This window comes from Blastococcus tunisiensis (genome assembly GCF_900112815.1).
Classification (GTDB): Bacteria; Actinomycetota; Actinomycetes; order Mycobacteriales; family Geodermatophilaceae; genus Blastococcus_B; species Blastococcus_B tunisiensis.
On record NZ_FOND01000001.1, the window covers coordinates 94,816 to 108,439 of the forward strand.

At 74.2% G+C, this 13,624-nt stretch carries 15 protein-coding genes; 9 read left to right on the forward strand and 6 right to left on the reverse strand.

All coding sequences use genetic code 11. The annotated features are described in order from the left end of the window. Window positions 1–173 precede the first annotated feature (173 nt). Complete coding sequence (locus BM142_RS00405; protein ID WP_254790438.1) at window positions 174–1,037, reverse strand: class I SAM-dependent methyltransferase; 864 nt, start codon at window positions 1,035–1,037, stop codon at window positions 174–176. A 34-nt stretch (window positions 1,038–1,071) separates the two neighbouring features. Between BM142_RS00405 and BM142_RS00410 the strand changes: the two genes are divergently transcribed. Next, window positions 1,072–2,079 carry a UDP-N-acetylmuramate dehydrogenase gene (locus tag BM142_RS00410; protein ID WP_092194825.1) on the forward strand — a complete coding sequence of 336 codons (1,008 nt, stop codon included), beginning with the start codon at window positions 1,072–1,074 and terminating at the stop codon, window positions 2,077–2,079. A gap of 114 nt (window positions 2,080–2,193) precedes the next feature. On the opposite strand, the gene BM142_RS00415 is transcribed toward BM142_RS00410, so the two are convergent. After that, the gene (locus tag BM142_RS00415; protein ID WP_092194826.1) at window positions 2,194–2,988 is read right to left on the reverse strand and encodes an SDR family oxidoreductase; all 795 of its coding nucleotides are present in this window, start codon (window positions 2,986–2,988) and stop codon (window positions 2,194–2,196) included. Between the two features lie 132 nt (window positions 2,989–3,120). Here BM142_RS00415 and mshA point away from each other — a divergent pair, with 132 nt between their 5' ends. From mshA to BM142_RS00440, 5 genes are all read left to right on the forward strand, one after another. Continuing rightward, a complete protein-coding gene (mshA, locus tag BM142_RS00420; protein WP_254790439.1) occupies window positions 3,121–4,410 on the forward strand; it encodes a D-inositol-3-phosphate glycosyltransferase in 1,290 nt (429 codons plus the stop codon). Next, complete coding sequence (locus BM142_RS00425; protein ID WP_092194828.1) at window positions 4,407–4,913, forward strand: YbjN domain-containing protein; 507 nt, start codon at window positions 4,407–4,409, stop codon at window positions 4,911–4,913. Before mshA ends, BM142_RS00425 begins: the two co-directional genes overlap by 4 nt. Continuing rightward, window positions 4,910–6,469 (forward strand): MFS transporter, encoded by a 1,560-nt coding sequence (locus tag BM142_RS00430; protein WP_254790440.1) that lies wholly within the window; start codon window positions 4,910–4,912, stop codon window positions 6,467–6,469. The genes BM142_RS00425 and BM142_RS00430 overlap by 4 nt, the downstream gene beginning before the upstream one ends. A gap of 99 nt (window positions 6,470–6,568) precedes the next feature. After that, window positions 6,569–7,813 (forward strand): aminotransferase class I/II-fold pyridoxal phosphate-dependent enzyme, encoded by a 1,245-nt coding sequence (locus BM142_RS00435; protein ID WP_092194829.1) that lies wholly within the window; start codon window positions 6,569–6,571, stop codon window positions 7,811–7,813. A 47-nt stretch (window positions 7,814–7,860) separates the two neighbouring features. Beyond that, window positions 7,861–8,616, forward strand: a complete 756-nt coding sequence (locus BM142_RS00440; RefSeq protein WP_092194830.1) for a phosphoglyceromutase — start codon at window positions 7,861–7,863, stop codon at window positions 8,614–8,616. A 1-nt stretch (window position 8,617) separates the two neighbouring features. Here the strand turns inward: BM142_RS00440 and phoU are convergent, their stop codons facing one another. Further along, a complete protein-coding gene (phoU, locus tag BM142_RS00445; protein WP_092194831.1) occupies window positions 8,618–9,280 on the reverse strand; it encodes a phosphate signaling complex protein PhoU in 663 nt (220 codons plus the stop codon). Window positions 9,281–9,448: 168 nt separating this feature from the next. On the opposite strand from phoU, the gene BM142_RS00450 reads away from it, so the two are divergent. Beyond that, window positions 9,449–10,642, forward strand: a complete 1,194-nt coding sequence (locus BM142_RS00450; protein WP_092194832.1) for a sensor histidine kinase — start codon at window positions 9,449–9,451, stop codon at window positions 10,640–10,642. Then, entirely contained in the window at window positions 10,639–11,325 is a 687-nt protein-coding gene (locus tag BM142_RS00455) for a response regulator transcription factor (protein ID WP_092194833.1), read from the forward strand. Before BM142_RS00450 ends, BM142_RS00455 begins: the two co-directional genes overlap by 4 nt. 12 nt (window positions 11,326–11,337) lie before the next feature. Here BM142_RS00455 and BM142_RS00460 read toward each other — a convergent pair whose 3' ends face one another. Then, on the reverse strand, window positions 11,338–11,535 hold the full coding sequence (locus BM142_RS00460; RefSeq protein WP_092194834.1) for a DUF3072 domain-containing protein: 198 nt from the start codon (window positions 11,533–11,535) through the stop codon (window positions 11,338–11,340). A 10-nt stretch (window positions 11,536–11,545) separates the two neighbouring features. Next, window positions 11,546–11,749 carry a hypothetical protein gene (locus BM142_RS00465; protein WP_092194835.1) on the reverse strand — a complete coding sequence of 68 codons (204 nt, stop codon included), beginning with the start codon at window positions 11,747–11,749 and terminating at the stop codon, window positions 11,546–11,548. Between the two features lie 81 nt (window positions 11,750–11,830). Here BM142_RS00465 and BM142_RS00470 point away from each other — a divergent pair, with 81 nt between their 5' ends. Next, a complete protein-coding gene (locus BM142_RS00470; protein ID WP_092194836.1) occupies window positions 11,831–12,904 on the forward strand; it encodes a helix-turn-helix domain-containing protein in 1,074 nt (357 codons plus the stop codon). Here the strand turns inward: BM142_RS00470 and BM142_RS00475 are convergent. Further along, window positions 12,797–13,606, reverse strand: coding sequence for a DUF3109 family protein (locus BM142_RS00475; RefSeq protein ID WP_092194837.1), 810 nt, complete (start codon window positions 13,604–13,606; stop codon window positions 12,797–12,799). The genes BM142_RS00470 and BM142_RS00475 overlap by 108 nt on opposite strands. Between the last annotated feature and the right edge of the window lie 18 nt (window positions 13,607–13,624).

Sequence of the window (13,624 nt, forward strand, 5' to 3'; positions counted from 1 at the left end):
GCCGACCGGCCGGCCAGCGTGGCGCGCAGCAACGCCTCGAGGACCGAGGGCCGGTCCTCCACGCTCAGCCGCGACTGATCGAACATGCGTTCGAGAATATCCACTCCGCACCGATCTGACCAGCAGGAATCCCGACTGTGGACAGACCAGTCAGCTGTGGACGGCCGGCCGCCTCAGATCGGGGCGACCGCCGACCATCGCACCGTGACCTCGCCGTGCCGCCACCGCCGTGTCGACCCGACCATCGGCCATCCCTGGGCCGCCAGCGCCTCGACCGCCGCCACCCATCGCTGTCTCGGGCCGAACGTCGAGAGCCCCGCCGCCGCTGCCCAGGCCGCGTCGAAGGCGCGGAGGAACTCGTGCACCGGCTGCCCGGGGACGTTGTGGTGGATCAGCGCCTTCGGCAGCCGTTCGGCGAGATCCGACGGCGTCGCGATGTCCGACACGCGTGCCGACAGCGTGAGCGTCAGCGGGCCGTCGGCGTCCAGGGCCACCCAGGCCGAACGCCGCCCCCACTCGTCGCAGGTGCCCTCGACGAGGACGCCACCGGGGGCGAGGGCGGCGCACATGGTCTCCCAGGCGCGTGCGGCGGAGACCTCGTCGTACTGCCGCAGCACGTTGAACGCCCGGACGAGCACCGGCTGCAGGCCGGCCAGCTCGAAGCCCCCGACCCGGAAGTCCACGCGGGGCGGATCGCGATCGGCCTCGACCGCGGCCACCCGCTCCGGGTCGATCTCCAGGCCGACCACCTCGAGCCGGTCCACCTCGGGGCTCAGCCGGTCGACCAGCTCCAGCGTCGTCACCGCGGACGAGCCGTACCCGAGGTCGACCACCAGCGGGCGGGGCGAGTCGCGGATCCGGGGCGCCTGGGTGGCGACCAGCCAGCGGTCCACCCGGCGGAGGCGATTGGCGTTCGTGGTCCCGCGGGTCGGCAGCCCGAGCGCCCGGGCCCGGCCGGCGGCCAGCCGGGGGGCTCTGCGGTGCGGCTGAGGTGACAGCGATGCCCTCTGCTTGTGGTCGCTTCCCGCCTCGCTCACCGGCATGGAGGGTAGTCCCGGCTAGCGTGGTGACGTGCAGGTGCGACGCGACGTCCGGCTCTCGGACCTCACCACGCTGGCCGTGGGCGGCCCGGTCGAGCGACTCGTCGAGGTGGGGACGGCGGACGAGCTGGTCGCCGCCGTGCGTGAGGCGGACGAGGCCGGCCGGCCGCTGCTGGTCCTGGGGGGCGGATCGAACGTCGTCGCACCCGACGAGGGCTGGCCCGGCGACGTCGTCCTGGTCCGTTCCCGGGGCATCGAGCGATCGGGCGACGGCCTCACCGTGCAGGCCGGGCACGACTGGGACGCGCTGGTCGCGCACACGGTCGAGCACGGACTGGCCGGGATCGAGGCGCTGTCGGGCATCCCCGGCTCGACGGGCGCGACCCCGATCCAGAACGTCGGCGCCTACGGGCAGGAGGTCGCCCAGACCATCACGGCCGTGCGCGTCTGGGACAGGGCGGAGAAGGCCGAGCGGATCCTCTCGCCCGCCGACTGCGGCTTCGCCTATCGCGACAGCCGTCTCAAGCGCGCCCCCGCCCGGTTCGTCGTCCTCGAGGTGACGTTCCGGCTCTTCCCGGGCGAGCTGTCCCGGCCGGTCTCCTACGCCGAGCTCGCCCGCACTCTGGGTGTGGAGATCGGTGCCGCGGCCCCGCTGGCCGACGTCCGCGCCGCGGTCCTCGACCTGCGCCGCGGCAAGGGCATGGTCTGGGACCCCGCCGACCCCGACAGCCGCAGCGCCGGCTCCTTCTTCACCAACCCGATCGTGCCGGCCGACCGCGCGGTCGACGGCTGCCCCAGCTGGCCGGCCGCAGACGGCATGGTCAAGCTCAGCGCCGCCTGGCTGGTCCAGCACGCCGGCTTCGGCCGCGGCACCCGGGACGGCCACGTCGGGACGTCGTCGCGCCACAGCCTCGCCCTCACCACCGAGGACGGCGCCACGTCGGCCGAGCTGCTCGCCTTCGCCGACCGGATCGCCGCGACGGCGCACGAGAAGTTCGGCGTCAGACTCGAACGCGAGCCGACCGCCGTCCGCCCGTGAACGTCCCCGGTCACCGTCTGGAGCGGCTCCGGTCGTCGTAGGTCGCGGTCTCCGCGGCCGACCCGAGTCCGGCCGCCGATGCCGGCGACCAGGAGTGGGACGCCGAGCAGTGGCTCAGCTCTCCCGCGCGACCTTGTGCTGGGCGGCCTGGGCCAGCGGGCGCACCACCATCAGGTCGACGTTGACGTGGTGCGGCCGGGTGATCGCCCAGGCGATGCAGTCGGCGACGTCGTCGGCCACCAGCGGTTCGCGCACCCCGCGGTAGACGGCGTCCGCCTGGTCGGCCGAGCCCAGCCGGTTCAGCGAGAACTCCTCGGTGCGCACCATCCCGGGGGCGATCTCCAGCACCCGCACCGGCTCGCCGTTCAGCTCCAGCCGCAGCGTCTCGGCCAGCGTGTGCACCCCGTGCTTGGCCGCCGTGTACGACGCCCCGCCCTCGTAGGAGACCAGCCCCGCGGTCGAGCCCACGAAGACCACGTCACCGGCACCCGACGCCCGCAGCGCCGGCAGCAGCGCCTTCGTCAGACGGACGGTCCCGAGGACGTTCACCTCGTAGGTGCGCGCCCACGAGTCCAGGTCGGCCTCGGCGACCGGGGCGGCGTCGAAGGCCCCGCCCGCGTTGTTGACCAGCACGTCCACCCGGTCCACCGCGGTGGCGAACGCCTCGACCGAGGACGGGTCGGTCACGTCCAGCGGCAGGGCGCGCCCGCCGATGGAGGCGGCCAGCGACTCCAGCCGGTCCAGCCGCCGGGCACCCAGGACGACATCGAAGCCCTCCGCGGCCAGCCGGGACGCGGTGGCCGCGCCGATCCCGCTGGAGGCGCCGCTGACGACGGCGGTGCGGCCCGAACCGGGCAGCGACCGGCCGGGACGGGCGACGGGGGAGTGGGAGGAGTCGGTACCGGGCATGAACCCCATCCTGACGCTGTTGCAGGATGGACAGTCGACGGGGGCCCGATCGGGCCCCGGATCAGCGGATCGAGAGCGGGGAGGTCGGACGTGCCGGCTCGCCGCTCGCCGCGATCCGGCACGCCCCGGCGCGTGGCCACCCTCTCGGTGCACACCAGCCCGCTGGACCAGCCCGGAGCCGGTGACGCGGGCGGCATGAACGTCTACATCGTCGAGGCGTCCCGCCGGCTGGCCGCCCGCGGCGTCGAGGTCGACATCTTCACCCGCGCCACCTCCAGCGACCTCCCGCCCGTGGTGGAGATGAGCCCGGGCGTGACGGTCCGGCACGTCAGCGCCGGCCCGTTCGAGGGCCTGGGCAAGGAGGAGCTGCCCGCCCAGCTGTGCGCCTTCACCGCCGCCGTCCTGCGCGAGGAGGCCCAGCACGAGCCGGGCTACTACGACGTCGTCCACTCCCACTACTGGCTCTCCGGGCAGGTGGGCTGGCTGGCCCGGGACCGCTGGAGCGTGCCGCTGATCCACACCGCGCACACGCTGGCCAAGGTGAAGAACGAGGCGCTGGCCGACGGTGACCGCCCCGAACCCCGCGCCCGCGTCATCGGTGAGGAGCAGGTCGTCGCCGAGGCGGACCGGTTGATCGCCAACACCGACGAGGAGGCCCGCCAGCTGGTGCGCCTCTACGGCGCCGACCCGGCCCGCACCCTCGTCGTCCCGCCCGGAGTCGACCTCGACCGCTTCTCTCCCGGCGGCCGGGCCGCCGCCCGCCGGGCCGTGGGCGCTCCCGACGACGCCGTCGTGCTGCTCTTCGTCGGCCGCATCCAGCCGCTCAAGGCGCCGGACGTCCTCCTGCACGCGGCGGCCCGCCTGCTCGCCGACGACCCCGGCCTCCGCCGCCGGCTCCGGGTGCACGTCGTCGGTGCGCCCAGCGGCTCCGGGCTGGAGGCCCCCGAGCAGCTGCACAAGCTCGTGGCGTCGCTCGGCATCGCCGACGTCGTCACGTTCTTCCCGCCGCAGCCGCCCGAGCGGCTCGCGCAGCACTACCGGGCGGCGGACGTGACCGTCGTCCCCAGCCACAACGAGTCCTTCGGGCTGGTGGCGCTGGAGGCCCAGGCCTGCGGGACCCCGGTCGTGGCCGCGGCCGTGGGCGGCCTGCGCACGGCGGTCCGGGACGGCGTCTCGGGCGTGCTCGTCGACGGGCACCACCCCGGCGACTACGCCGCCGCGGTCCGCACCGTGCTGGCCCGCCGGGAGCTGCTGGCCGCCGGCGCCCGCCGGCACGCCGGCCTCTTCTCCTGGGACCGCACCGCGGACGCCCTCGTCGCCGCCTACACCTCCGCCGCCGAGGAGATGGGCCGGGTCCCGCAGCGGGTGCGCCCCACCATCGGCCCGCTCCGCGCCCTCCCGGGCGCCCGGGTGGCCCGATGAGCCGGAGCGTCGCCGAGCTCGACGCCGTCATCGAGCAGACCCTGCGCGACAGCGAGCTGGTGCACGAGCACCCGACGCCCGGCACGTGGCTGGTCGACCTCCCCGGCACCAAGAAGCTCAAGACCGTCTGCGGCCTGGTCGTCGGCGAGCACGCGCTCCGGGTGGAGGCCTTCGTCTGCCGCCAGCCCGACGAGAACCGCGAGCAGCTGTGGACCTACCTGCTGCAGCACAACGCGCGCATGTACGGCGTGGCCTACTCGATCGACGGCGTCGGCGACGTGTACCTGACCGGCCGGCTCCCGCTCGCGGCCGTCACCCCCGACGAGCTCGACCGGATCCTCGGCTCCGTGCTCAGCTACGCCGACGACCACTTCAACGCGATGCTGGAGATCGGCTTCGGCAGCTCGATCCGCCGCGAGTGGGAGTGGCGGGTCAAGCGAGGGGAGTCGCTGCGCAACCTCGAGGCATTCGCCGCGTTCGCGGATCCCACCCGCCGGCCTTGACCCCGACGGAGGAGCCGTCGCCCGGCTACGCCCGCCGCTGGTGGGTGCTGGCGACCATGACGGTCTGCCTGCTCGTGGTGATCATGGGGAACACCATCCTCAACGTCGCCCTGCCCACCCTGCAGCGCGACCTCGGCGCGACGCAGGCCGAGCTCCAGTGGGCCATCGACGGCTACATCCTGGTGTTCGCCGGCCTGCTGTTCACCTGGGGCGTCGTCGGCGACCGGATCGGCCGCCGCCGGGTCCTGCTGATCGGCCTGACGATCTTCGCCCTGGCGTCGGTGCTCGCCGCGTTCAGCAGCAGCCCGCTGGAGCTGATCGCCTGGCGCGCGGTCATGGGCATCGGCGGAGCCGCCGTCCAGCCGACCACCCTGGCCGTCCTCACCAACGTGTTCCCCCCGCGGGAGCGGGGCCGGGCCATCGGCATCTGGGCCGGGACCGCCGGCATCGCGGTCGCCGGTGGGCCGCTGGCCGGCGGCGCGGTGCTCCAGCACTTCTGGTGGGGCTCGGTGTTCCTCGTCGGCGTCCCCGTCGCGCTGCTCGGGATCGTCGGCGTGCTCGCCGTCGTCCCCGAGTCGAAGGACCCGTCCCCCGGCCGGCTCGACGTCCCCGGCGTGCTGCTGTCGATCGCGGCCCTCACCGGGATCGTCTACGGGATCATCCACGGCGGCTCCGGCGCCGGGTGGACGACGCCGGGCGTGCTGGTGCCGCTGGTCGGCGGGCTGGTCCTGCTGGCGCTGTTCGTGTGGCTGCAGCGCCGCTCGACGCACCCTGCGCTGGACGTCTCGCTGTTCCGCAACCCCGCCTTCTCGGCCGCTGCCGCCGCGCTGGGGCTGAACTTCTTCGCGCTGCTCGGGGCGACCTTCTACCTCGTCTACTACCTGCAGGGCGTCCGCGAGTACAGCCCGCTGCAGAGCGGCGCCGCCCTGATCCCGGTCGCCCTCGGCATGGCGATCATGGCGCCGCGCAGCTCCGGGCTGGCCGAGCGGCACGGTGCCAAGGCGGTCTGCGGCACCGGCTTCCTGCTCATCGCGCTGTCCTTCCTGGGCATCCAGCTGCTCGACCTCACCTCGCCGGTGTGGCTGCTGGTGGCCGTGCTGTCGGTGCAGGGCCTCGGCATGGGCATGGTGATGGCGCCGGCGACCGAGTCGATCATGTCGGTCGTGCCGCGGGAGAAGGCCGGCGCCGGGGCGGCGGTCAACAACTCCGTCCGCCAGATCGGCGGCGCCCTCGGCGTGGCGATCCTGGGATCGGTCCTCGCCGCGTCGTACTCGGGCTTCCTCGGCAGCAGCGTCGACGCGCTGCCGCCCGGGGCCCGCGCCGAGGCCGGCCAGTCCATCGTCGCCACCCTGGAGGCCGTCCGGGAGGTGCGGGGCACCGGGGACGGCGACGCCGCGCGGGCCGCGGTCGAGATCGTGGGCCCGGCCCGGGAGGCATTCGTGTCGGCCATGCACGTCACCGCGGTGTTCACCGCCGTCGCCGCCCTCGTCGCGGCGGGCGTCGTCCTCCGCTGGCTGCCGGGCCGGCGTCCGCCCGCGGGCCCGGTCACCGACTGACCCCGAGGGGGAACGCACGGTTGACGACACGCCCTCGGGCCGTCGAGGCTGATCGGCGAACAGCCGGGACTCCCCGCGCGACCGGAAGGGAGTTCGGCGGTGCAGCAGGACAGCCGCGGGCCGCGCACGGACCGGCGCGATCCGTTCGCCCCGTTGCTGGAGAACCCGCTCGCCGCGATGCTGCGCGACCCCGAGGGCCCCGGCCACGCCGCGCTGGCCGTCCCGACCAGCAGCGCGCCGCTGCCCGTCACGCGCTACGCCGACGGCCGCGAGCGGATCAACCTGGGCACCGGCAACTACCTCGGGCTGGCCGGCGACCCGCGGGTCGTCGAGGCGGCCGCCGCTGCCCTGGCCCAGTACGGCACCAGCACCGCCGGCAGCCGCGTCCTCAACGGCACCACGGCCCTGCACCTGGCACTGGAGGAGGAGCTGGCCGACCACTACGGCACCGAGGCGGCGGTGCTCACCTCCTCCGGCGTCAACGCCAACGTCGCCCTGCTGTCGACCATCTGCGGGCCCGACGACGTCCTGCTCGTCGACGGGCACGTCCACGCCAGCCTGCACGCCGCCGCCGCGGCCAGCCGGGGGACGGCGCTGCGCTGGCGGCACAACGACCTCGGCAGCCTGGTCCAGCGGCTCGACGCCCTCGACCCCCGCGCCGGCGCCGTGGTCGTCGTCGACGGCGTCTACTCGATGACCGGTGAGGTGGCCCCGCTCGCCGAGATCGCCGACCTCTGCGCGCGGTACGGGACGCGGCTCGTGGTCGACGAGGCGCACGGTCTCGGGGTCCTCGGCAAGACCGGCCGGGGCGCGGCCGAGCAGCTCGGGGTGCTGTCCCGCGTCGACGCGGTCACCGTGGCGCTGAGCAAGGCGCTGGCCAGCATCGGCGGGGCGATCATGACCTCGCGGGCCGCCGCCGAGGGCATCCGGGCGTCGGCCATGCCGTACGTGTTCAGCGCCGGCAACGACCCGGCGTCGGTGGCGGCCGCCCTGGCCGCGCTGCGCATCCTGCGCAGCGAGCCGGAGCGGGTGGTCCGCCTGCAGGACAACTGCGAGCTGCTGCGCCAGGTGCTCGCCGACCACGGAGCCGCCCCCGTCAGCGGGGAGGGCGCGGTGATCGCCGTCCCGACCGGGCGGGACGAGGTCACCGGCCTCGCGTGGCGGCTGGCCTTCGACGCCGGCGTCTACACCAACGCGGTGACCTACCCCGCCGTCCCGCGCGGGCGGGGAGTGCTCCGGCTGACCCTCATGGCGACGCACACCGAGGAGCAGCTCGTCCGCGCCGGCGAGCTGATCGCCGAGGCCGTGGCGGCCGCCCGCATCGCGGCGGGTGCGCCCGTCTGACGGCGGCCCCGGTTCGCGTCCCGGCCGGCGTCCGGCAGGATGACCGGGTGACTTCTTCGGGAACGCTGGTGCTCCTCCGCCACGGTGAGAGCGAGTGGAACAAGGCCAACCTCTTCACCGGCTGGGTGGACGTCCCGCTGTCGGACAAGGGCCGGGAGGAGGCCGCCCGGGGCGGCCGGCTGCTGGCCGAGCACGACCTGCTGCCCGACGTCTCCCACACCTCGCTCCTGCGGCGGGCGATCATGACCGCCGAGCTGGCGCTGCACGAGGCCGACCGGCAGTGGATCCCGGTCAAGCGCTCCTGGCGGCTCAACGAACGGCACTACGGCGCGCTGCAGGGCAAGGACAAGGCCGCGACCCTCGCCGAGTTCGGCGAGGAGCAGTTCATGACCTGGCGCCGCTCCTACGACACCCCGCCGCCGCCGATCGACCCCGGCAGCGAGTTCAGCCAGGACGGCGACGCGCGCTACTCGTTCCTCCCGCCGGAGGCCCGGCCCACGACCGAGTGCCTGAAGGACGTCGTCGTGCGGATGCTGCCCTACTGGTACGACGCGATCGTCCCCGACCTCCGGCTGGGGCAGACGGTGCTGGTCGCCGCGCACGGCAACAGCCTCCGCGCCCTGGTGAAGCACCTCGACGGCATGGGCGACGAGGAGGTCGTCGGGCTGAACATCCCGACCGGCGTCCCGCTGCGCTACGACCTCGACGACGACCTGCGGCCCACGAAGCCCGGCGGCGAGTACCTCGACCCCGACGCCGCGGCGGCCGCCATCGAGGCGGTCAGGAACCAGGGGAAGAAGTAGCTCAGGGGGTCGAGACCTCCGGGATGTGCCGCTCGCCGGTCACCAGGTAGACGACGCGACGGGCGACGCTGACCGCGTGGTCGGCGAAGCGCTCGTAGTACCGGCCGAGCAGCGTCACGTCGATGGCCGTCTCGACGCCGTACGGCCACTTGTCGGACAGCAGCTCCCGGAACAGGCCGCGGTGGATGCGGTCCATCGCGTCGTCGTCGGTCTCCAGCTCGCGGGCCTTGTCCAGGTTGCGGGTGGAGATCACCGTGCCCGCCTTGGCCACGATCATCTCCGCCACGTGCCCGGCCTCGAGGAACGCCGGGCGCACCTCCTGCGGCACGGCGTGGTCCGGGAACCGCATCCGGGCCACCTTGGCGATGTGCTCGGCGAGGTCGCCCATCCGCTCGAGGTCGCTGGCGATGCGGGTGGAGACGACGATCGTCCGCAGGTCGGTGGCGACCGGCTGCTGCCGGGCCAGCAGGGTGAAGCAGCGCTGGTCGATGCTCTCCCGGGTGGCGTCGATCTGCTCGTCGCCGGCGATGACCAGGTCGGCCAGCGCCACATCGGCGTCCAGCAGTGCGGTCGTGGCGGTGCTCATCTGCGAGCCGACCGCGTTCGTCATCTCGACCAGGCAGCTCCGGATGTCCTCGAGCTCCTCGACGTAACTCTCGCGCATGTCTGTCGTCCTCCCCTTAGCGTTGCTGCCGAGGGTAGGACGGGTGCCGGCCCGGTTCCGCGCTGCCCGGTGAACGGCGGCCCACACCCAGGTGAACAGTGACCCGTACGGGCGGGTGTTCGCGGCAGAACCGGCGTCCGGAGGCCCGCGCCGACCTAGCATCGGGTCGTGAGTCCGCTGGTCGCCCTGGTGGTCGGCCTCGTCCTGGGCGGGGTCGCGACCGCCACCGTCATCCTGGGTCGTCGTCGCTCGTTCGACGGCCCGGCCCCCACCGAGGCCGTCGGCCCGCCCGAGGCCGCCTTCGCCCGCCGGCTGCTGGACCTCATGGATCCCGCGGTCGTCCTCGTGGACGTCGACGACGCCATCCTGCTGGCCAACCCCTCCGCCCGCGCGCTCGGCATCGTGCGCGGCAGCCGGTTGCTCGTCCCGGAGCTGCTCGCCCTGGTGCAGGCCGTGCGCAGCGGTGGCAGCCGGCGTGCCGACGTCCGACTGCCCGGCGACCTCGCCGGCGCCGGCCCCCGGCTGATGGGCGTGCACGGGGTGCGGCTGCACAGCGGAACGGTGCCGCTGCCCGGTCCGGTCGCCCTGGTGCTCCAGGACATCACGGAGACGCGGCGCACCGAGGCGGTCCGCCGGGATTTCGTGGCCAACGTCGGGCACGAGCTGAAGACGCCGGTCGGCGCGCTCGCCCTCCTGGCGGAGGCGATCGAGCAGGCCGCCGACGACCCGGAGGCCGTGCAGCGGTTCGCCGGTCGCATCGCCCGGGAATCGGACCGGCTGGGCCGGCTGGTGCGCGAGCTGATCGACCTGTCCCGGCTGCAGGGCGGCGAGCCGCTGCCCGAGCTGGTGCCCGTAGAGGTCGACGACGTGATCGCCGAGGCGGTCGACCGCACCCGCACCGCGGCCCGCGCGAAGGACCTGCAGATCGCCGTCGGCGGGCACGCCGGCCTCGTCGTCCGCGGGGTCGAGAGCCAGCTGGTGACGGCGGTGACCAACCTGCTGGCCAACGCCGTGGCCTACAGCGAGGGCGCGAACCGGATCGCCGTCGCCGCACGGGCCCGGTCGGGGTTCGCCGAGATCGCCGTCACCGACAGCGGCGTCGGCATCCCGCGCAAGGACCGTCAGCGGGTCTTCGAGCGCTTCTACCGGGTCGACCAGTCGCGGGCCACCAGCACCGGGGGCACCGGTCTGGGCCTGGCCATCGTCAAGCACGTCGCCAGCAACCACGGCGGCTCCGTCACCGTCTGGAGCGAGGAGGGGCTGGGGTCGACGTTCACCCTGCGCATCCCGCTGTCCAGCGGTGCCACCTCCGATCCCCACGGCGAGCCCGTCGCCGCCGACTCCTCGAAGGAAGCGTCATGACCCGAGTACTCGTCGTCGAGGACGAGGAGTCCTTCTCCGACGCGCTGTCCTACATGCTGCGCCGGGAGGGCTACGACGCCGTCGTCGCCGGCAGCGGCCCGGACGCGCTGGCGGAGTTCGACCGGGGCGGCGCCGACATCGTCCTCCTCGACCTGATGCTGCCCGGGTTGCCCGGCACCGAGGTCTGCCGGGCGCTGCGCAGCCGCAGCACCGTGCCGATCATCATGCTCACCGCCAAGGACGCCGAGATCGACAAGGTGGTGGGCCTGGAACTGGGCGCCGACGACTACGTGACGAAGCCCTACTCCGCCCGTGAGCTCGTCGCCCGCATCCGCGCCGTGCTGCGCCGGCGGGGCGAGGCGGCCGAGGCGCCGTCCGCCGACGGTGTGCTCGAGGCCGGCCCGGTGCGGATGGACGTGGAGCGGCACGTCGTCGCGGTGGGCGGCGAGCAGGTGTCCCTCCCGCTGAAGGAGTTCGACCTGCTCGAGTACCTGCTGCGCAACGCCGGCCGGGTGCTCACCCGCGGCCAGCTGATCGACCGGGTGTGGGGCTCGGACTACGTGGGCGACACCAAGACCCTCGACGTGCACGTGAAGCGGCTGCGCGCCAAGGTCGAACCGGACCCGGCCAACCCCACGTACCTGCTGACGGTCCGGGGCCTCGGCTACAAGCTCGAGGCCTGAGCACCGGGGCGCTCAGTTCTTCAGGTCGTCGACCTTCTGCGAGGCCTCGGCCTTGGTCAGGTCCTCGGGGACGTCCTCGTCCGACTGGCGGGCGAGCGTCTCCAGGTAGCTCTTCTGCGCACCGGTGGCCGGTTCGTCGCCGGTCACCCAGTCGGACGGGTCCTTCTCCGGCGACGCGGCCGGCGGGGTGCTCTGGTTCGGTTCGCTCATGTGTTCGATGCTAGGCCGGGACGAGGGCGGGCGCCTCCCGGACGGGAGCGGCCGCGGCGGCGAGCTTCCGGCCGGTCCGGTAGACGTGCACCCGCCCGCATGCCGGACACTCCACGTGCATGGCGATGTGCGTCGGGTGGTTGGTGACCGAGCGGATCCGCCGGTCGGCGACCAGCTCGTCGGTCCTGGTGACGGGGCAGGTGATCAGGAGCATGGGATGAGCCTGGCGCCGCGGTCCGATCACGACGAGTGGCAGGAGTGACCGCTATCGCACGTTTTCTGCCATGATGTCGGCATGGCTCCTCCCGACCGTCCACTGGTGGTCAGCGTCGTCGTCGCCGATGGCCTCGTCGGCAGCTTCGGCCTCGGCGTGTCCTGCGAGGTCTTCGGCTACGACCGGCGGCACCTGGGCCTGCCGCTGTTCGACTTCGCCCTGGTGGCGGAGGCGCCGGGCGTCCTGCGCACCGACACCGGCATCCCGATCACCGTCGAGAACGGGCTGGAGCGGCTGGCCCGCTCGGACATCGTCTCCATCACCGCGTGGGACCTCTTCGACCGCGTCCCCTCGCCCGCGCTGCTGGACGCGTTCCGGGCGGCGCACGCCCGGGGCGCGACGATCGTCAGCCACTGCACCGGCGCCTTCGTGCTCGCCGCGGCCGGCCTGCTCGACGGCGAGCGGGTGACGACGCACTGGAAGTACGCCGGTGAGCTGGCCGCCCGCTTCCCGTCGGTGACCGTCGACCCGTCGGTCCTCTACGTCGACAACGGGCAGGTCATCACGGGCGCGGGCACGGCGGCGGGGGTCGACACCCTGCTGCACCTCGTGCGGCGGGAGTGGGGGGCCGGGGCGGCCAACTCCCTCGCGCGGGAGATGGTCGTCCCCCCGCACCGCGACGGTGGGCAGGCCCAGTTCATCGACGCCCCCGTCCCGGCGTGCGAGGACGACCTGCTCGGCGCGGTGCTCGAGTGGGCGACCGGTCACCTCGCGGAGGACATCTCGGTGGAGGTGATGGCCCGCCGGGCGCTGATGAGCCCGCGCAGCTTCGCCCGCCGGTTCAAGGCCACGACGGGGACGACGCCGCACGCGTGGCTCCTCGGTCAGCGGCTGGCCGCTGCCGAGCAGCTGCTCGAGGAGACCGATGCGCCCGTGGAGGAGGTGGCCCGGCTGGTCGGCTTCGGCACGGCCGCGGGGCTGCGGGAGCAGTTCGCCCGCCGCCGCGGGGTCTCCCCCCGCGCGTACCGGCAGACGTTCCGTGCCGCGTCAGCCGCCGGGGCGGCGCCGGTGCAGTTCGACGGGCACCGGCCGGGGGCTGGCTGGGTGCGGCGCGACGAGACCGTGGTCGAGGCGGAGTTCGGTCAGCCGGCGTAGCTCGGCGAACGCCGCCTCCCCGAGCAGCTCGGTCAGCTCGGGGGCGTAGGTCTCGACCAGCGGCTCGGGGGAGACGTGCGCCACCGGGGAGCCGGTGCACCACCAGTGCAGGTCGGCGCCGCCCGGTCCCCAGCCGCGGCGGTCGAACTCCCCGATCGTGGAGACCAGCACCGTCGTGCCGTCGGGGCGCTCCACGTGCTCCTGCTCCCGGCGCACCGGCAGCTGCCAGCAGACGTCCGGCTTGGTGGTCAGCGGGTGCACGCCGGTCCGCAGCGCCATCCGGTGCAGCGCGCAGCCCTGCCCGCCCGGGAAGCCCGGCCGGTTGAGGAAGACGCAGGCGCCGTCGACGATGCGGGTGCGCAGCGAGCCCTTCCCGCTGTCGTCGTGCGCGCTGTCCTCCTCCGTCCACGCCACCCGCCCGACCGGCGCCAGCTGCCAGTCCTCCGCGGTGAGGTCGGCGACGGCTGCGGTGACCCGGGCCAGGTCGTCGTCGTCGGTGAAGAAGGCGCCGTGGCTGCAGCAGCCGTCGTCGGGCCGCCCCTCGACGACGCCGGCGCAGCCGCGGCCGAAGATGCAGGTCCAGGCGGAGGCCAGCCAGGTCAGGTCGGCCCGCACGACGTGGCCGGGATCGGCCGGGTCGGGGAACTCGATCCACTCGCGGGGGAAGTCGAGCGGGACCTCGGCGGGTGCGTCATCCGGCACATCCCCAGCCTATGCGCG

Coding starts and splice junctions, on each gene's coding strand:
- BM142_RS00415 (WP_092194826.1), bottom strand. CDS start 2,988: ATGCCCGGTACCGACTCCTCCCACTCCCCCGTCGCCCGTCCCGGCCGG.
- BM142_RS00425 (WP_092194828.1), top strand. CDS start 4,407: ATGAGCCGGAGCGTCGCCGAGCTCGACGCCGTCATCGAGCAGACCCTG.
- phoU (WP_092194831.1), bottom strand. CDS start 9,280: ATGCGCGAGAGTTACGTCGAGGAGCTCGAGGACATCCGGAGCTGCCTG.
- BM142_RS00455 (WP_092194833.1), top strand. CDS start 10,639: ATGACCCGAGTACTCGTCGTCGAGGACGAGGAGTCCTTCTCCGACGCG.
- BM142_RS00460 (WP_092194834.1), bottom strand. CDS start 11,535: ATGAGCGAACCGAACCAGAGCACCCCGCCGGCCGCGTCGCCGGAGAAG.
- BM142_RS00465 (WP_092194835.1), bottom strand. CDS start 11,749: ATGCTCCTGATCACCTGCCCCGTCACCAGGACCGACGAGCTGGTCGCC.
- BM142_RS00470 (WP_092194836.1), top strand. CDS start 11,831: ATGGCTCCTCCCGACCGTCCACTGGTGGTCAGCGTCGTCGTCGCCGAT.